The following is a 19,093-nucleotide window of genomic DNA, read 5'->3' as shown; positions in this document are numbered from 1 at the left end:
CCGGCGATGTCATGAGTCAGACACTGAGCCGATGATTCGCTCGCAGGCTCGCTCATGCCATCGCCTCCGCTGGCGCTCCGGCGATGTCATGAGTCAGACACTGAGCCGATGATTCGCTCGCAAGCTCGCTCATGCCATCGCCTCCCCTTCCGATGGCCACGCCGGGTGCCAGGTGCCCGACTCCAGGACCACGACCACCCGAGCACCGCCGGGCGGCCCGGTGTGCCACGCCCGGCCGTCCGGGAGCACGACCGTGAGGGGCATCCCGAAGGTGCGGCTGACCGCCGCCATCCACGCGTTCAGGTCGGCGGACACGGCGGCGCCGACCGCCCGTACCGCGTCGGCAAGGTCCACCGCGCCGGTCAGCCCGAGGCGCAGGTGCAGGTCCGGATCCAGGCGGGCTAGGCCGGCGGCCACGCCGTCGACGAGGTCCGGGTAGCCCGGGCCCAGGTCGAATCCGGTTCGTCCATCCGGCGCCGTGACCCGGGGCGCTCCGGTGGTGATCTGCCACGACCCGGGCTCCCCGGCGTGGGAGCGGCCCGTGGGCCGCACTACCCGGTACCGACCGTCCTCGACGTACAACACGACCTCCGGGTCCGACCCGGCCGGTGACTGCTCGAAATCCTGGTAGCCCAGGTCGGCACGGATGACCCGGATGGCGCGTCCCAGCACCGCGGCAGCCGCCGCGGGCGCCAGGTCACCGCCGGTGTGGCCGCCCGGGTGGTCCCCGCCGCGCAGCAGGGACTCCGCGGCCAGACTGCCGCGGACGTCCGGCAGGTTCGCCAGATCGACTCCATCGGGTACGAGGGAGGTGTCCTCGAATTCGCGGCTCGCGCGATCGTCCAACGGCACCCCGGCGCGCCGCACCTCCGCCGCGCCGAAGCGTTCCTCGCGGTCCGGCGCGAAGAAGCCCGCCCAGGTCTCGGTGGTACTCATGGCGCGGAGCCGATCCGCGAGCCGGTCCCGCATCCCGTTCGTCCAGGCCGGGGTGGCCGGGGCGTCGGCGGGTGTCGTGGTGGCCGCGTGCAATGCCGACAGGAAGGAGTCGCGGGCCGGCCAGTCGCCCTCGATCCGGACCATGTCGCCGTCCGGCGTGATCAGTTCGGCGTCGCCGCCGGTCCCGTCCGATGGTGGTCTGCGATACCGCGAGACGATCTCCGGTACGCCCAGGTCCGGCTCGGCGGCACCGGCCCAGGCGTGCGGCGGTTCACCGGCGCGCTCGCCGGGCGGCGTGCCGTACCACACCGTCAGCGCGTCCGCGGCGCGCCGAGCGGCGCGCAGGTCGGCCGCGGACAGCGCCGCGACGTGTCGGGCGCTGCGCAGGTCGTGCAGGGTCGCGGCCAGGTGGTCGCGGCGCGCGTGCAGCGCCGCCAGGGCGCGGTGCCGGTCCTCGATCCCAGCCTGTTCGTATTCGTCTCGCTCCTGTTCGTACTCGCGCTGGGCGACGTCGAGGTGGTTGCGGATGTCGTCGTAGCGGCTCGCCTGGCCGCTCCAGGCATCCGCAGTGTCCCGTACGGAGTCCCAGGCGGCGACGACGACGGCGGGGAACGTGTGGTCGTCGATCAGCCGCAGGTCCCGCGCCTGGCCGACGGTGAGCCACACGTGCGCTCCCTCGGCGTCGGCGACCTGCGCCACCACTGGCGCTGATGGGTAACCGGCGATCACCTCTGCTACCAGCCACCAGTCGGCCGGTAGCCGGAACAGCAACGCGCGTTCCGGCGCGAGGTTGACGGCGGAGGTTCCGCCGGACGACCTCGTCTCGCCGGTGTCGCGCGCCACCGGGTCCGCTCCGAGGACAGTGGACAGGCCGGCGCCCGTATCAACGTCTGCGCCGGGGAAGCGCAGCACCGCCCCGCCCGCCGGTGTGATCCCGGCGCCGTCCACCGCGCCGGCTGACCCCTCCGTACCCCGGCGAAGGGCCACCTGGTCGCGGGACTCCGCACCCGGCGGGACCCGCCCGGCAAGCGTGACGCCGTCGGCGACGGTGAGCAGTCGCGCGCCGGTGCGCCGCGGCCGCGCGATCACCTGCAACAGCACGTCATGCCCGCCCAACACGCCGTCAGCGGGTAGCTCGACCCGCAACGGCGACGACTCCGGCGTGGCCGCGGCGGCCAGCAACGGCAACGTGGCGCGCAGCACCGGGTCGCTCAGCGCTCCGACGAGCAGTTCCGCCGCCGGACGGCCGGGCGCGAGCATCCGCTGCAACGAGGGTGGTGGATGCGGGCCGAGCACCGCGCCCGGCCGGTCCCGCGGGCGCAGCGTCGCCACCCGGACCACCAGCTCGGCAGCGGCACGCAGCTCGGAGACGGCACTCACGTGCGCCACGAACGCGCCCGGCGGCAGGATCAACGCATCCGGGTCGGACCGCCAGGCGGCCAGGAGCTCACCGAGCGGCGTCTCGGCCCCGGCGGGGCCGCCGGGCGGGTACTGGGGCCAGGTGACCACGGTGTCGGCGCGCCGCTGCGGTGGGCCGCCGGGGTCCGGCACGGTGCTGCTCAGTGGGATCCGCTCCTCGGCCACGCCTGCCGGTGCGGACGCGACCAGCCGTGTGTCGCCGAGGTCAGCCGTGATCCGCATGGTCAGCGGGCCCTCGAACACTGCCGTCGGCCCGGTGGTCGCCAGCTCGGCGGTGCGCGACCACGACCGGGATTCGCCGGTGGCGCGGCTTGACTCGAACCCTCCGGAGCCGCCGATCCCGGCGCGGAGGTTGCGCAGCGCACCGTCTCCTGGCCCGGTACCGCCGCGCAGCTCGAAGCCCCACGAGCGGCCGCTGGCGTCGTTGTCGGAGCGCTGAGTCGCCGCCGTCACCCCGACGGACTCGGACAGTTCGACGCCGTACTCGAGGCCGGTGAACCGTGGTGCGCCGTCGCGCAGCAGCTCCAGGGTGACGCGGCCGTGCGCGAGTCGCAGCAGCCCGGACCGTTCCACCCGCAACGTCACACCGTGGCGGGTCATCACGTCGGCCATGCTGCGGGAGGCGGGTTCCGACAGGGCGGTCAGGATCTGGTCGAGGCTGCCTCGCAGGTTGCGCAGCGGGTCGGTGGAGGAAAGGTGCGGCACTCCGTGCCGGGCCGCCTCGCTGCGCAGGGCCTCGACCGCCGCCTGCGTGTCGATCCCGCGAACAAGCGGAGCGAGACCCGCTGAGGAGCCGTGCCATTGCGGTAGGTGCCATGGCGGCGAGCCGGGCGGAGCGTACGCCGGTGAGCCGTCCACCGAGTGAGCGGGCAGCAGGCCCTCGGATCGGGCGTCCTCGGCGAGGACCCGCAACAGGACGCCGTCCGGCGACGAGACGCTGCGGCCCGCGTACCGGGGCGGCGAGAACGACCGTTGCCCCGGCTCCGCGCTTCCCAGGCGGGCGAGTGCCTCGGCCGGTCCGGTCAACAGCCGCCCGGCGTCGGCGAGCCAGCCGGTGCGCCGGGCCACCGCGTGGACGTGGTGGGTGGCAGATGCCCGGACCACCACCGTCGGTCGGGACACGCGCTGTCCCCGGGTGACGCCGACGGTGAGGTTCGTGCCCGCCCCGATGGACGAACCCCGCTGGTAGCCGACACTGGCGCTGCCGCCGAGAACTGCTCCGCCGACCGCGCCGGCCGTACCGGCGGCCGGTGGGGAGCCGACCGCGCGCCCGTAGGACGCGGAGGCCGTCAACCGCCACAGCGACCGGGTCCGGCCGGTGGAGGTGCCGAGCACGGTCTCCATCCCGTACCGGTGTACCAGCGGGACGGCCCAGGTGGGCCGGGTCACCAGGGCGGTACGGCCGGGATCGATCTCACTCTCCACCACCAGTGTGGCCACGCGATCGGTGAACGCGCCGACGCCGAACAGCCCGGCCGTGGTGGCGCCGCCGGACAGATACCTCGGCAGGTCCGCGACGGCGCGCAGCGGGGACAGCTCCTCCTCGACCGCGTCGTGCGCCGCACCGCCCGGCTGCTGGAAATCCCAGCGGCCGCCGGTGACCTCGGCGAGCACCCGGTGCGCCTGGTCGGTCAGCAGTCCGGTGTCGGCCACCGCGAGAACGTCGTACGGGCGGCGCAGCAGGGGGAGGTCGCGGCGTGGCCGTACCGGCGCCCCGGCCAGCAGCCGGGTGCGATTCGGGTCGGCGTCCGCGACGGCCCGTACGGCCGGGGCGTCCCGGCCGGGCACCGGCTCGTCCGCGGCGAGCGCCGCCGTGCTGAGCAGGTGGAGCCGGCCGCTGACCGGATCGGCGGCCGAGACCAGGTCCCGCCGCCGGGTGCGCGCGACGACCGCGTCGCGCAGGAGATACCGGTGCCGCGGCGTCGAGACCAGCTCCGACGACAGCTCCAGCCGGTAGCTCCAGTGGTGCGCGCCCACCTCCGGTGTGCGGGCGGTGGTGGACGACGTGGTGTATCCGACGTCGGCACTCCAGTTGTGCTGCCAGACCCGCCGGGCCCGGACGGCGACGTCCATTCCTTTGGCCACCGCGACCGACGCCTCCGGACCGGCGTCCCGCGTGCCGGACACCGTGTGGGCCGCGCCCAGCCGGGTGGTCCGGGACACCTCCGACAACGGCCGGCGATCGATGCCGGTGCCCTCGAAGCGGCGTTCGCTCAGCCGCGCCCGGATCACCACGCGGGCGTTGCGGTCGATGAAGCCGCCACCTTCCAGCGCGACGGACCAGCCGCCCGGCTGGCCCGCCCGGTCCAGCTGGGCGAGTACCGCGTCGTGGTCCAGCTCCGCGCGCAGCCGCGCCAGGTTGCGCTGCGCCCGGTCGTTGCCCGCGCCGCCGAGCGGGCCGGCGATCAGGTCCGGGTGGGCTGCATGCAGGGCCGCAACGGTCCGCTCGGCGAATTCGGCCACCACCACCGTCTGGCCGCCGGGATCCGCCGACACCAGGTCGATCGGCTGGACGGTGGTGCCCAGCCCGAACGGGGCGTCGACCGTCAGATTCGCGGGTGGCCCGGGTTCGGCCAGCGCGGCGGCTGGGCGGTTCTCCGGGGCCCAGCCGGCGAGCCGCCGGGCGTCGGCGGCGCCGAGGCGCAGCAGCGCCCGCCCGCCGGGGATCCGCTGGGTTGAACCCGTTTCGGCGTTGCTGATGTCGAGCGTGAAGCTGACGTCGTACCGCCCGGTCGGCCCGGCGGTCCGTGTGGCGCCGCGCCGGGCGGCGCTGCCCCCGAGCGTCGTGGTCGCGGCGGCTGACCGGGCCGCCCGCAGTCCCGCTCCGGCGCGGCCGCGGCCGCCGGGGGCCCGGAACGTGCCGCCGGCGAACATGCTGCCCTCCACGGTGCGGGCACCGGTGAGCCCGCGGGTGTGTGTGCCGCTGGTCGTCACCGCCACGTCCAGGCCGACCTCCGGGTCCGCGCCCACCAGCTCCGCGGTGACCGGTACGGCGCGCAGCCGGGCCGGCGTGCCCGGCACCGTCCACCATCCGTCCAGCATTTCGGGGAGGTGCTGGCGCAGCCCGTTCGAGCTCAGATGCCGGTGCAGGTCTGCGATGCCGGCGGGGTGCAGGCCGGGGAACAGGTCGGCGACGAAGTCCTCGAAGCGCCGGCCGCTGTGCTGGGTCAGCCGCGCGTGGACCGGCTCGACGCCCTCGACGGCGGGCGTGATGAACCTGTGGCCGTCGGCGAAGCCCAGCACGGTGGGTAGCCGGTGCGCGGGTGGTTGCGGTGCGGTGACGCTGTCGGGCAGCCACAGCTCCAGTCCACTGCGGACAGCGAACGTCACGGCCGCAGTCGTCTCGCCGTCCGGGCCGGTTCGCGTCGCCGTGTAGAACACGTCGTCGACGTGCAGGTGGGTGGAGGTGTCGGCGCTGACCGTCCAGGAGCGGCCGATCGCCGACTGCCAGCCGTAGCGGTAGCCGCGGTCAGCCGACACCCGGACGCCGATCTCGCCCAGCCCGCCGAGCACCAGGGCGGGACTGACCGACACGGATCCGCCGAGCGCCCGCTGGTCGGCCAGGGACACCGACCGGGTGCCGGTCGTGGTGTGCTCGCCGGACCGGGACGTGCCCGTGACGGTTGCGGTGCTCGCGCGCTCCGGCGGCTGGTGCCGCTCCCAGTTGCCGTACGCGGCGATCCGCGTCTCTACCCGGTGGGCCCCACCGCCGTCGGGAAGCAACAGCGCGTGCCCGTCCCCGGTGAAGTCCTGTGGCTGGTGGCGCAGCGCCAGCGTAAGTGTCTCCTGCGCGTCGGACGGCAGGTGGAGAGCGGCGCCGATGCGTGCCGAGACCTCGTCGGGCAGGCGCAGTCCCAGCACTCCGGAGGACAGCAGCCACCGCGGGTCGTCGGGCATCCGGCTGCCGTCGGGGAAACGCACGGCAAGCGTGGCGGCGGGTGCCGACGCGTCGTCGTCCAGCCGGGGCGTACGGTCCGTCCCGTCCCGGCCGGCCGCCGGGAGCGGCGCGGTGCTGGCCGGGTCCGCGCGGATGGCCGGATTCTCGAAGGCGGCTCCCACTACCCGCCCGGAATGGTCGCGCAGCGCCACGACTGTCTGGCTGCCCAGGGTCGGCGGGGGAGCGTGCGACCAGGTCTGCGGATTGGGGTTCGGCGGCGCGGGATGCGGATTCCGCATGTACCTGTCGAGCACCTGGACCAGGTCCGTCGACACGTCCGTGGCGGTGGCGGTGGTGGGGAATCGTCCGTCCGCCCAGTCGAGGAAGGCCGGGGCGATGCCGAGCAGTCCCACGTTGAGCCGCTGGTCGGCCGGGCGGGTCTGCTGTCGTTGCCACTCCTCGAAATACGGGCGGTCGACCTCGTAGGTGTCGGCGATCTGGGTGAGCAGGCCGGCCACCTCCCGGCCGACCGGGATGCCGCCCGTGGGCTGGAACTGGCCCAGCACCTCACGAAGGGTGCCCACGATGCGCCGGTAGTCGCGGTTGCGGGACCGGGCGAGGCGGGCGTCGAGCCGTGTGGTCACGTCGCCCAGGAACGTGAGGGCGTCCGGGTCGGTGCGGCCGGCGACCCACCCGGCCATTCCCCGTAGCTCGTTCTGGTACGTGTTGATCAGGGTGTTCTCGTAGCCGGGGCCGCCCCACAGGTTGTGCGGGTTGCTGTTGAGGACCCGCAGGCTGTCGGCGATCAGGTCTTCCAAGCCGGGGGCGGGTGCGGTGCCGCCGTTGGCCGTCGCTGGGCGGGGCGGGCCGTACACGTCGAGGAAGGCCTGGAACAGCTCGGTCAGGTGTTGCCGCGCGGCGGCCCGCCCTCCGACGGTGGTTGCCCGGTCGAGGATCTGGTTGACGGCGTTCTGTACGGCGCCGCTGATGCTGTGCCAGGCGATGATGTGCCGCCGGTGGAAGGTGCTCGCCATGCCGGGCAGGTTGCGGGCCACCTCGGTGAACGCTGGGCGGCCCTGCACCACGATCCGTCCGCCGTCGGTCCGCACGACCAGGGTGTCGGCCCCGGACCCGCGCGAGTACGGCAGCTGCTGGCGGGCCCAGTTCAGGGCCGCGTTCACGTCGGGTCCGGCGAGCACGGTGTCGAGCGGGATCTCCCGGTCCCGGACGCCGAGCAGCAGGTGGTCCGACCGGTTGATGAGCTCGTCCAGCACCAGGGCGACGTCACGCGCGGACCTGTGCACCCCGGCCGTGCCCAGGTTGCGCAGGTAGTGCCAGGTCGTGACGCCCTGACCGGTGCCGTAGAGCTGGTGGGTGCCGGCGCGGGTGGTGGACCGGACCGTCCGGGTGCTCAGGTCCGGCCGGCTCCACTCGACCCGGTTCAGGGACTCCCAGAAGTCCACGTACGTTTCGCGGTGTGCGGCCGCCTCCGCGGCGGTGCCGAACGTCGACTGGAACGGGTCGTCCCGGTCGGCCCACCGTCCGTCGGGTTGCTGGAACACCGAGTCCGGCACCGCGTCCTCGATCTCCATGCCGGACAGGGACAGGTCGTCGGCGTCGTCCATCGGGTCGGCGAACCCCATGGGTGCCTGCGACGCCGTGTGCGCGTTCGCCGCCGCCGTTCCGGCAGGCGGCGGATCCGCCGGCGTCGGCGTGGCGACCGGTCGGTCGCGGACCATCCCGGCGGTTTGCGCCACGTCGTGGATGCGCGTCAGGTCCTGCCCGGTCAGGTAGTCGGCTGTGCCCTGCGACCGGTGGGTGGGCAGGGTGTGCACCTGCGGGCCCATGACGCCGGGGCGGTCCGGGGTGCGGAACAGGCGGGCCTCGGACGCGTACCCTTCGGTCGCGCCGAGGTAGTGCATCACCTCGTGTACGCCGACGGCCGGGCTGTGGCCCAGGTTCCACTGGTGCTGGTGGGTGTCGAGTCCCTGGTCGGCCACAACCTCGACGGGCGGGTTGCGGGACGGGTCGTCGGCCCAGTCGTTCAGCATACCGTCGCGCCAGGGCGGGGTGTCGAAGGTCAGGTTCACGTACATGACGTGGCCGCCGGGGAAGGTGTGGCGCCCGTTGACCATCTCACCGATCGTGTCCTGCACCGACCGGGCGTACGCGGCACGGGCCTGCGGCGACAGCACGTCGCCGCGTGACACCAAGTCGAGATGTACGTCGAATGCCCGTACGTTCGTGCCGTCCGGGGTCCGGAACTCGCGTACCTGGAAGTCGATCGTGGTCAGCTCGCCACGCAGCAGGTGGGTGCCGGGCACGATCGGGTCGCGGGCCGGGTTGTACCGCTCGGTGCGCAGCCGGTGCGGCACCGCCTCGGCGTACGCCTGCCGCCACTCGGCGGGCAGGTTCGGCTGCGCGGCCCGCGGCGCGTCGATCTGCTGGGGGGCCGCCGCGGGCTGCACCGGGGGCGCCTGCGCAGGGGAGTGCGCCGCCGGATACGGGTTCGCCTGAAGTGCGGCGTGCGTCTCGGCGGCCAGCTGGCGCAGCGGCCGGGCCTGGCCCCGATAGCTTCGGAGCTCGGCCACGATCGCGCGCTGCTCGGCCTCGCCGACCGGCTCGACACTGTGGAACGCCAGCCGGGACAACCGCTGGGCGAGATTCGGGTCGATCCCCTGGTATTCCGGCGCGGTCTGGATCAGGTGCTGCACCTGGCCCACCCAGGTGGCCTGGTCGGCGTGGCTCTGCGGAATGCTGTCCGGGCGGGCCGGGTCGAAGTTGCGCAGCAGCCGCCGGCTCTCCGTGCGCACCGCCAGCGACGAGTCGAAGACGGTGAAGGCGCCCGGTTCCAGGTAGAGGTGCTGCCGGTTGCGCAGCACCGAGTCGACCAGCCCGCGGCCCTCCTTGGAGGTGTAGTGCAGCGTGCCGGACTCCGAGCGCACCCCGAACGTGATGTCCTTCTCCAGGGTCGGATGATCGACCCGGACGAAGGTGTTCGGCTCCGGCAGGTACACCGCGCGCGGGTCGACCCTGGCCATGGCGTCGCGTACGGCGAGGTCCCGGGTGTTCGCCTGGCGCACGATCGCGGGGGCGTCCACCTCGAAGCGGTAGCCACCACTGACCAGCTGCGCGTCCGGGTTACCGGCCAGAGCCGCGTCCACCCGGTTGAACAGCCCCGCCATCGAGTCGACGTCCGCGTCGCCGGTGTGCAGGAACGTCGGATTGTCCCCGGCCTGCGCCTTCAGGTCCTGGAGCAGCTGCTCGGCGGCGGGATGGCGGACCAGGGTCTCTCGGATCGCCGCGTACGGGATCGTGTCCTGCCCGGGTCCCGCCCCCGCCGCGATCCGGCTGTTGTTCCACGAGAACCCGAACACCGCCACCGGGAACGGCGCCCCGACCCGGGCGATCTGCTCGACCGTCGCCAGGATCTGCGCATCGTCGAACGACCGGCCGAACCCGTTGACACCGATGACCAGCCCGAACCGCCCCTGCCCGGTGCCTTCGTTGAACCCGGCGGCGTACGCGTCGATCAGCGCCCGCAGGTCGGTGCCGGGGGTGACCGGCACCGTGGCCAGGTAGGCGGGCAGGTCCGCAGTGGCCGCTGTCCGCTCACCGACCTCGCCGATCCGGACCGGCGCGCCGAGTTGGCGGAAACCGTACTGCTGCTGGGCCTCCCGGAACGGCTGCGCACCACGGTGCCCGAGCAGCCCACCCATCGACGTGGCAGCCGACGCCGGCCGGGTCGCCGACCGCACCGGCTTCGGCGCCCGCGACGGGGTTTGCACGCCGTCCATCACAGGCAAGACCGGAGCCGTCCGCTCCTCCACGCTCGCCGACGCCGGGGTGTGTGTGCCGTCTGGGGTTCGCGTGCCGTCCAGGTGCGTGCCGTTCGGGTGCACGCCGTCGACAGCGGGCGGTGTGCCGTCGCCGAGCAGGGCGTGGTGCGGCATGGCAGAGGTGTCGGCGTCGTGCGGCACCGGCGGCCGCTCGGTGACCAGGCCACCCGCGGACGACGGCGACTCGATCGCACGCGGCATGGTGGCGCCCGACTCGCGCGCGGATGCGATCGGCTCACGCGCAGACGTCTCGTGCGCGGACGGCTTCGACGTGCCGGTCTCCGTCCGGAGCACCTCCCGGACTGCTGCGCCGGACGGGGCGTCCGGCTTCGTGGCTGCGGGGGCGGACACGTCGTGCTGAGCCGCCGGCACCTCCGTCAAGGGATGTACGGCGGGTGCAGTTGGTTCAGCACCGTGGTCGAGGACGGGTGCCTCGGTGTCACGCAACGCGGCGTGCCCGCCGGAGAATTCGGTGGTTAGGCCGCCCCCAAAGGCGCGGTCCGTCGGGACCCGGAGTGTCTCGGCGGTAGCGGGCTCGGTGCCCCGTGCCAGCATCTCGGCTGCCGTCGCGGGCCGACCGCTGGTCTCCGGCGCCGGGGCAGGTGCTGGGGTCGGGGCAAGTGCTGGGGCAAGCGCCGGGGTCGGGGCTTGGACGGCGGCAGGTGCCGGGGCAGGGGTCAGGGTCGGGACCGGACCGGCGGCTGGCTGTGGCATCCGCGTTCCTATCGCAGACGGCGACGACTCGGGCGCCGGCGCCGGTGTCGCCGCCCGCGCCGCGTTGTCGGTCTGCGCCACGGGACCCGGCGCCTGGGAATGGGCTGGGCCCACGGTCGACCCAACACTTGGCTGAAGGCTCGCCGGCCCCAGGTCCGGCGGCGGAACGACCCGGGCGGACGGCGCCGCGACGGCGGGCGGGGTGCTGGTCCCTGGCGGGGTGCTCGTCCCTGGCGGGGCGGTGGGGGCAGGGGTGGTGGCTGACGTCGTCGGCGGTGCAGGGGGACCGGCGCCGGGTGACTGCGGATCGGCCATTGTGACCGGGGAGGCCGACGACGCCGGCTCGCTAGCCGGAGACCCGGACGGTACCGGAGCGTTGCCGACGGCGGCGACGCTGGCCGGTTGCGGTACCGGGTGGCTCGCCGACGGGGTGGAACCGGCCGCCGGGGCTCCGGATGGGCCGGCATCGCCGGCCGCCTCCGGGGCCGCCAGTGTCGCGCCCGCCGCGTCGGACACCGGTCGTGCGCTGCTGTCCGGGCCGGACGCTGTGGGCGGGTTCGCCGCTGGCGATGTACCGGTGACGTCGGCTCGTGGCGCCGGGCTCGGGGCCGGGGCGGTGCCGGTGCTCGCGGCCGTGGCCGGTGGCGAGGGATTCGGTGTCGCTGCGGTGCTGGCGGCTGGGGAGCCCGCGGGGGTGGGCGCCGCGGAGGTGGCCGTACTGCCTGACGGTACGGGCGTCGCCGGCGGCGGCATACCGATGGTGCCCGATGGCGCGTCCGGGTTCTGCGTCGGGGCCGGGTCCGTGGTGGGTTGCGGCGATGTGGTGGTTGGGGGAATGCCGATGTCAGTGGCCGGTGATGGAGCGGCCGTGGGGATCGGGCCGGTGGCGTGGTCAGTGGTTGTCGTGCCGGGGTTTGGCGCAGGCGGTGTACCGCCCGTCAGCGGTGGCACCGGGTCGACGCTGGCCGCGGCCGGGGCTGCCCCGGTGCTCGGCGCGGCGCTGGCGGTTTCACCGCCGGCAGGCGTAGGCACCGCGGCGGTGGGCGTGCTGGGGCTGTCGCGGCGGGTGACACCCGCGTTCGGGTCTGCCGGATCAACCCGCATGGGCTCAAGTCCGGGCAGACCCCCATCGCTGGCTGCCATCGGGTTGCCGCCGGATGAACCGTTCGATGACGGTCCGTCGGGTCCGGCGGACGCCGCACGTGGCGAGCTGGCGGAGGGCGTGCTGTTCGGGAGGGTGCTGTTCGGGAGGGTGCCCGCAGGGCCGGTCGGGGGGCCTTCGACCACCGTGGCGGTGCCGGAGGGTCCGGTCGCAGACACCGAAGAACCGGCCGGGGTGCCTGCTTCTGCGCCGCCGGCCGGGCCGTTGGAGCCGACGGCGGGTCCGTCCGGGATGCCGGAGGCGGTCGAGTCGGCGAATGCGTCGGATCCGCCGCCGCCCGTCGAGGACGGCCCGGTCGGCACCGTGAAGGTGGGATCTGTCGACGGTCCGCCGGGGCCGATCGGGTGCGGCGGCCCCGGCGGTGGGGGGTTACCGGCGATCGCCTGGCCCCAGTCGTGCGCCTTCTTGGAGGCCGCCCCACTCAGGACACCGGAGACGCCGGTGGCGAGCAGGTCGGGATTGCCGCCCAGGACGGCCGCCGCACCCATTTCCACCGGTATCTCGGCGAGGGCTTCCAGCCCGCCGTGGCCCAGAGCGCTGTGGGTGGCCTTCGGCGCAACCTTGTCGCCGACACTTTTGAGACCCGCGTGGTTGACGCCGACGAGTCCACCCATCAGCACGTCCAGCCCGAACCCCGTGGCGTCGAATGTCTTCCGGTTGCCCTCGGCCCACTGGATCGACTGGGCGAGGGCGTTCTCCATGCCTTCCTCGATGCCCTCGTCGATGGCCTCCCAGGTCAGGTGCAGAGCGCCCGAGGCGGCCCGCCGCAGCTTGAAGCTCTGGATGAGGGCCCGCACGATGGCGCCGCCCACCTCGATGTGGAACGGCACCAGGAATGCGAAACCCGATGCCAGCGCTGCGAAGATCTCGATGACCTGGCTGATCATCGCAATGGCGACCGTGTACTTGGTCTGTTCGGTGTCGAGGGCGAAATCGCTTGCCTGCTGGCTGAGCTGGTTCGCCATCCACGCGCCCTTGGGTACGTCGTCCATGACGTGCCGGGTCGCCCGGTGGAACGCATCGGCCGGCTGGCCCTCCATGGCGCTGAAGACATGGGACGACAGGTTGTTCACGCCGCCGGCCGCGCTGGCGAGCTGCTGCGAGAAGCCGGCCAGTTCCTGCGCCATGGCGCGCAGATCGGCCTCGTTGGCCTGCGGCCACTGCTCGCCGGAGGTGTAGAGGATGGCGTCGTACGCCCACTGCCATTCCGGATCGTCCGGAATGTACATGTTAACCACGTCGGTACCGCCGGGGAGTACGTGCCGTCAGCAGGCGGTGGCACACGCCGGCCCGGGGCGGGCCGGTGCGGGATCCGCCGCCGTCCGATGCCGCATGCGCCACCCTCGGTCCCGGCCTAGCCTTCGTCCTGGCTCTCGTCCGGCTTCCATTCCACTCGGTGCTTCGCGACACCGATGGTCTCACCGCGCTGCTGGCCGGGCGTGAGGTTCTCCTCCGGTGACCAGGCAGCGACGGAGTCGGCGGGCAACCCCGGTACGGTGGCGTGCTCGATGGGCATTCCCGGTACGGCGATGTGTGCGGCGAGCATCGCCGGTACGGTGCCGTGTTCGGCGGGCATTCCCGGTACGGCGATGTGTGCGGCGAGCATCGCCGGTACCGTGCCGTGTTCGGCGGGCATCCCCGGTGTGGTGCCGTGTTCGGCGGGCATTCCCGGTACGGCGATGTGTGCGGCGAGCATCGCCGGTACGGTGACGTGTTCGCGGGACTTCAGAGGGCCCAGCTCCACCAACTCGTTGTGGACGACGTGGCCATTCGCCCGGCTCAGAGCTGCGTCGGGCGGGGTCACGTGCACGGCGTTGCGGGCGAGCCTGACCTCGGCTCCCGGCGGTGCGTCCGCCCCACCGTCGGCGGCAAGGGCGCTGTTCAGGAGCGTAGTGATCCGCCGTGCGTCGTCGTCGGCCTCCCGGAGGGTCCGCCCGTTTGCCCGCAGGCCGTCGCCGTAGTAGCTCAGGGTTCGGCTCAGGATGTCGACGCGCCGCTGGAGGCCTTCGAGGCCGCTGACGAATGCCGGGCCGAACTGCTGGCCGAGGTCGTCGTTGCCCCACGCGTTCGCGTACCGGGATTTGATGCGCTCGACCTGGCAGCCGAGCGCGTGAAAGCGCTGGGCGGCGTGGTCATACGGGCCGGCGAGGAGTTCCAACTGTTCGGTGTCGACCGTGAGCGAGTGGTTGGGCATGGGGCTTTCCTCCCTAGCGCGCCAGCTGTTCGCGGACCACCTGCGGCATGCGCGGGCCGTTGGACGGTACGAGTTGTTCCGTGCCGAGGCGCCCGGACACCACATCGCGGGCGTTCAGGCCCTCGGGGAGGATGGGCGCGATGATCCGTGCCGCCTCATCGGCCGCCTGTTCCCGGGCGTCGTGCAGGGTCCGCATGATCACGGCGGACAGTTCCTGCGGCGTCATGCGGCGGTACGCGCTGCCGGTGAACTTGATGTCAGTGACGCCGCCGTTGTGGTTGACCGTCACGGAGACCTCACGGCGCGGCGAGACGGCGGTCGCGGAGACCTCCTGCATCCGGCGGTGCAGCTCCGCCAGGCCGCTGCGCTGCCGCTGGTACTGCTGAAGCAGGTCCTCGACGCACCGGTCTCGCTCGCCGGACATACGCACCTCCTCGTCGGTTCGTGAATCCCAGTTGACCGGCAGGCCGCTGTGCCAGCCAAGCCCGGTCGGCGAACCCGGGTCGAATGTGCACCAGGTTTACCCGCCCGCCCCCGCCCGTCACCGTCGCCATGGATCACGGCTGTCGATGCCATCGGATCGATGAACGGCGTTGCCTGCGCATGTAGGTGATGTGGGGAACCGATGAAGGTTCCGTAGAGCCACTGTCTGCCACCGTGGAGGCCCGCAGACAGGGTCGGAGGTCATAGTGGAACAGGTGCGCGTCGCCCTCGAGGTGGTGGACCCGCTCAGCCTTGCCGGACTCACCAAGCTGCTCGAGTCCTGTGCCGGGGTGACGGTGGTCGGCGCCGAACGGCGTGCCGACGCGGACGTCGCGGTGGTCGTGGCGGACCGGCTGACGACCGATCTGATCACCGACCTGCGCGAGGCCGCGGCGAAGGTAGGGGGGGCCGTGGTCCTGGTCATCGACCAGATCTGCGAGGCGGAACTGCTCGCCGCGGTCGAGTGCCGGGTGGTGGCCGTCGTGCCGCGAGCCTCGGTGACGACCGATCGCCTGGTGCACTGCATCAAGTCCGCGGCCGCCGGCGGTGGCGTCATGCCACCCCACCTCGTCGGCGAGCTGATCAAGCACATCGAGCGGCTGCGGCGCGACGTCCTGATCCCGTACGGGCTCAGTGCGTCCGGACTCACCTCGCGGGAGGTGGACGTGCTGCGGCTGATGGCCGACGGCTTCGACGCCGCCGAGATCGGCGCGAAGCTGTGTTACTCGGAGCGCACGGTCAAGAACGTGATCTACCGGCTGACCCACCGCCTCGGCCTGCGTAACCGGTCGCATGCCGTGGCGTACGCCGTGCGCTCCGGGATGATCTGACGCCCGTCGGCACCCACGGCAATTCACGTATTCGGGAAGACCCGGAATACGTCCCATCCAGTTGTCTCGGGAGGATCCCCATGGCCAGCAACCTGGTCAGTACCACCGAACCCGGCATGCAGGCGGCCGCGAATCTCTTCGGCGACACGGTGTCCACGTTCAACGGATACCTGCGCACGATCAACGGAGACATGGCCACCCTGCAGGCCAGTTGGGTCGGCACCGCCTCTAACAGCTTCAACCAGGCGATGGATACCTGGGAGAGCGCCTTCACCACCGTCATCAACGAGTTGATCGGAATGATGGACTCGATGGGGGTCAACACGAAGACGTACAGCGAGGCGGAGGAGACCGCCACGAATATGGCGCAGCCTTTCGCCGCCGCGCTCCCGGGTGTCTGACGGTAGGCCCGCACGTATCCGATCCGACCTCCCTGAAGGGACGCAGCCTTGTCATCCTACAAATTCAACTTTCAGGTCGCGGACTCCACGTTGGATGGCATGGACGCCATCAACAGTAGGATTCGCGAGGCGCTGAACAATCTCGATACATATGCCCAGAGTCACCTCGCCGAATGGACCGGCGCGGCACAGGGGTCGTACGCCGAAGCAAAGGTGCGGTGGGATGCGGCCGCGGGCCAGATGAACGCCGCCTTGGCCGCGGGCCGCCAGGCACTCTTGAACATCTCCGACGGATACGGCACCGCAGAGCAGCGGGCAACCCAGATCTGGGACAACACGCGTACCGGTTTCTGAGCCCGCCGCTGGTGTCCGGTTGCCGGAGCAGACCCCCCGCCGGCAACCGGGCGCCGTCGTGCCCCTGGCGCATACGTCATTGGAAAGGAGCAGATCGTGAACGTGGTAGTGGACACCCGCGACATCGAGCCGAAGTACCTCGTCAATCTCGTCACCATCGTCAATGGCCAGCAGGTGCCACTGCCGGGCTGCCTGACGGCGGAGCAGGCGGCACAAGCCCAGTCGTATCTGGACAAGGACGATTACCGTCCGTACAGGGACGAGGAGAAGGCCGGCTACCTGGCGTATCTGAACTTCCTGAAGAATCACAAGACCATCGAGATTGTCCCGGCCAATCATGCGGCCTTTGATCCTTCCAAGTACACCACCCAGCCGGACATCGTGGACGATCCTGTTCTTCCCGTCGTACCCAACTACGAGGTGGGCGACGCCGGCTCGGGTATTCAGGTCAACACCGATGCCCTGCGGACCTTCGCCAAGAACCTCGACGAGCTGAAGAAGTATGTCGTCCTGGCGCGCGACAAGGTGAAGCTCGTCGATGCCAGGCCGGGCTTCTTCAGCGACGCCGCCGAGCTCAAAAAGAACGTCAGCAACCTCAAGCGGGATTCCGAATTACTCCTTACCGGCATGGCGGAGTCGTTCGTTGACCTGCAGACGGACATCGGGACGCTCGTCAAGGAATACGACACGGTCGAGGAGCTCAACGCGCTTTCCTCGGAGGACCTGGCCGCGATCTTCAAGGAGTCGTTCGGGGACATCAGCGGCCTCGGTGGGAAGTCGGGCTAACAGTTCTTCACGGTGTCGGAGTGGCGCGGGATCGACCGGCCGCCGAGCGGCCCGCCGTTGTCCGGCGGCCCGCGAACGTAAGAATTCAGGCTTTCCGTAGCGGCGAAGGTAACGGCGGTGGTTGGCTGTGGCGAGCGATAGTCAGTTCTATGAAGACGACGACGGCGACGACGACTACAAGGGGGTTGTCGTCAGCGGCACGTCGGGTAGCCTGAGAGATGACTGGAAGAACTGGGATGGTTGGCAGCTGAAGGCGGCTATCCATGGTTCGGCGGGGGTGGGTGCCTCCAACAGCGACCACGCGCAACTCCACAACGCAATGATCTCCCCGGAGAGCCTTCGCTCGGCGGGCAACACGTTCAATCTGGTGCAGGTCTACGTCACCAGCGTGTCGAAGAACCTTCGCGACCAGGCGAAGGCGCTGGTCGGCAAGGGTAAGCCCTGGCAGGGTAAGGCGGCCAATGCATTCCTCGCCAAGATGGATCTGCTGGGCGAATTTCTCGAGCATCAGGCCGAAAAGATCAAGAACGGCGACGCCGCCGGACCGGCGTCTTCGATGCCCAGTCAGCTCTTCCACAGTGGCAATGTGCTGAAGTGGGCGCAGGATCAGTCTGCCTACATCGACGGCTACTACGCCTCCTGGGCCACGAAGCTGGGCGTGGAGACGGTCGACGGCCTGGTGAGTATAAAGGGCATTCCAGGCCTGCCCGAGATGTTCAAAGAGGACATGGTCAAGATCATCGGGGTCCTCGCGAAAGAGTACGCGCTGTTCAGCGTCAACGAGGTGGAGCCTCCCGCCCCGAACGGCGGCCAGACCCCGCCGGATCTCCCGAAGAAGGACCCGACGACGACCCTGCCGGATCCGCCGGACAAGGACCCGACGACGACCCTGCCGGATCCCCCGAAGAAGGACCCGACGACGACCCTGCCGGATCCGCCGAACAAGGACCTGTCGACGAACCCGCCGCCTACACCGCCGCCTACACCGCCGCCTCCCCCGCAGAAGGACCTGTCGACGAACCCGCCGCCTACCCCGCCGACGGGCCCGCCGCCACCATCGATTCCCCCGCCAGGAGGTACGCCTCCTCAGCCGTCTACGATCGCGCCGCCTCCGCCGCTGGGGGGTGCGCTTCCTCCGCCGTCGACGATCACGCCTAATGGTGCGGGCAACCTGCCGCTGCCGCCGCCGGGTCGCGCCATGCCGCCGGGCTCGTCACCGTTCACCACTCCGCCGCCCGGTACAGCCCCGGGCGGAGGTACGGCAGGCGGGTCCGACGGCGACAGCCCGTCCAAGAAGGGGTTCACCCCGCCGAACGCCGGGATCTCACCGCCGCCGGCTGCTGACGTACCGGCCTTCGACGGTGGACAACCACCGGGTCTCGAGACACCCTCCGGCGGCTCACCGGCAGGACTGCCGAAATCGCCGGGTGTGGGGCTTCCGCCGGGTGCGGAGTTGACGGAGCCGCCGGGTGCGGTGGTGCCGCCTGGTGTCGGGTTGCCGGGGTCGCCGGGTCTGGGTGGGTTGCCGCCGATGATGCCGATGACGCCGCCGGGTGGGGATCGGGGTTCCGGTGTGGATCTGCCGGACTCTTCGGGGTTGGTGGGTGGTGACAGTGCGCCGTGGGGTGGTGGTGTGCCGGGCGTGGGTGTGCCGGATGCTCCTGGTGGTGCTTCGTCGCGGGACAAGGACGGGCTGGTGACGCCTCCGGGCGTGGGGCTTTCGCCGGGTGTGGAGCTTCCGCCGGGTGCTGGTGTGCCGGCATCGCCGGGTCTGGGTGGGTTGCCGCCGATGATGCCGATGACGCCGCCGGGTGGGGATCGGGGTTCCGCTGCGGATCTGCCGGACTCCTCGGGGTTGGTGGGTGGTGACAGTGCGCCGTGGGGTGGTGGTGTGCCGGGTGTGGGTGTGCCGGATGCTCCTGGTGGCGCCTCGGCGCGGGATAGGAACGGCGTGGTGACGCCTCCGGGTCTGGAGCTTCCGCCTGGTGTCGGGTTGCCGGGGTCGCCGGGTCTGGGTGGGTTGCCGCCGATGATGCCGATGACGCCGCCGGGTGGGGATCGGGGTTCCGCTGCGGATCTGCCGGACTCCTCGGGGTTG

The 19,093-nt window shown here is 71.9% G+C and carries 7 protein-coding genes and 1 pseudogene; 5 read left to right on the top strand and 3 right to left on the bottom strand.

Going from position 1 to position 19,093, the window contains the following annotated elements:
• Positions 1 to 129: 129 nt before the first annotated feature.
• The 3 genes from AB0B58_RS25335 to AB0B58_RS25325 form a co-directional block, all read right to left on the bottom strand.
• Positions 130 to 13,176 carry a hypothetical protein gene (locus AB0B58_RS25335; RefSeq protein ID WP_360228209.1) on the bottom strand — a complete coding sequence of 4,349 codons (13,047 nt, stop codon included), beginning with the start codon at positions 13,174 to 13,176 and terminating at the stop codon, positions 130 to 132.
• 125 nt (positions 13,177 to 13,301) lie between these two features.
• A complete protein-coding gene (locus tag AB0B58_RS25330; protein WP_360228206.1) occupies positions 13,302 to 14,141 on the bottom strand; it encodes a hypothetical protein in 840 nt (279 codons plus the stop codon).
• Positions 14,142 to 14,154: 13 nt separating this feature from the next.
• Positions 14,155 to 14,565 (bottom strand): YbaB/EbfC family nucleoid-associated protein, encoded by a 411-nt coding sequence (locus AB0B58_RS25325; RefSeq protein WP_360228203.1) that lies wholly within the window; start codon positions 14,563 to 14,565, stop codon positions 14,155 to 14,157.
• A 265-nt stretch (positions 14,566 to 14,830) separates the two neighbouring features.
• Here AB0B58_RS25325 and AB0B58_RS25320 point away from each other — a divergent pair, with 265 nt between their 5' ends.
• The 5 genes and pseudogenes from AB0B58_RS25320 to AB0B58_RS25300 form a co-directional block, all read left to right on the top strand.
• Entirely contained in the window at positions 14,831 to 15,454 is a 624-nt protein-coding gene (locus AB0B58_RS25320) for a response regulator transcription factor (protein ID WP_360228200.1), read from the top strand.
• A gap of 80 nt (positions 15,455 to 15,534) precedes the next feature.
• Positions 15,535 to 15,855: a WXG100 family type VII secretion target gene (locus tag AB0B58_RS25315; RefSeq protein ID WP_360228197.1), complete on the top strand. Its 321-nt coding sequence runs from the start codon at positions 15,535 to 15,537 to the stop codon at positions 15,853 to 15,855.
• 48 nt (positions 15,856 to 15,903) lie between these two features.
• Positions 15,904 to 16,209 carry a WXG100 family type VII secretion target gene (locus tag AB0B58_RS25310; RefSeq protein WP_360228194.1) on the top strand — a complete coding sequence of 102 codons (306 nt, stop codon included), beginning with the start codon at positions 15,904 to 15,906 and terminating at the stop codon, positions 16,207 to 16,209.
• 96 nt (positions 16,210 to 16,305) lie between these two features.
• On the top strand, positions 16,306 to 16,995 hold the full coding sequence (locus AB0B58_RS25305; RefSeq protein WP_360228191.1) for a hypothetical protein: 690 nt from the start codon (positions 16,306 to 16,308) through the stop codon (positions 16,993 to 16,995).
• Positions 16,996 to 17,122: 127 nt separating this feature from the next.
• Positions 17,123 to 19,093: pseudogene (locus AB0B58_RS25300) on the top strand (hypothetical protein); the annotation flags it as partial.

This window comes from Actinoplanes sp. NPDC049118, assembly GCF_040648555.1.
Taxonomy (GTDB): domain Bacteria; phylum Actinomycetota; class Actinomycetes; order Mycobacteriales; family Micromonosporaceae; genus Actinoplanes.
The sequence above is the reverse complement of the archived record's forward strand: the minus strand, read 5'-3'. Positions and strand labels throughout refer to the sequence as shown.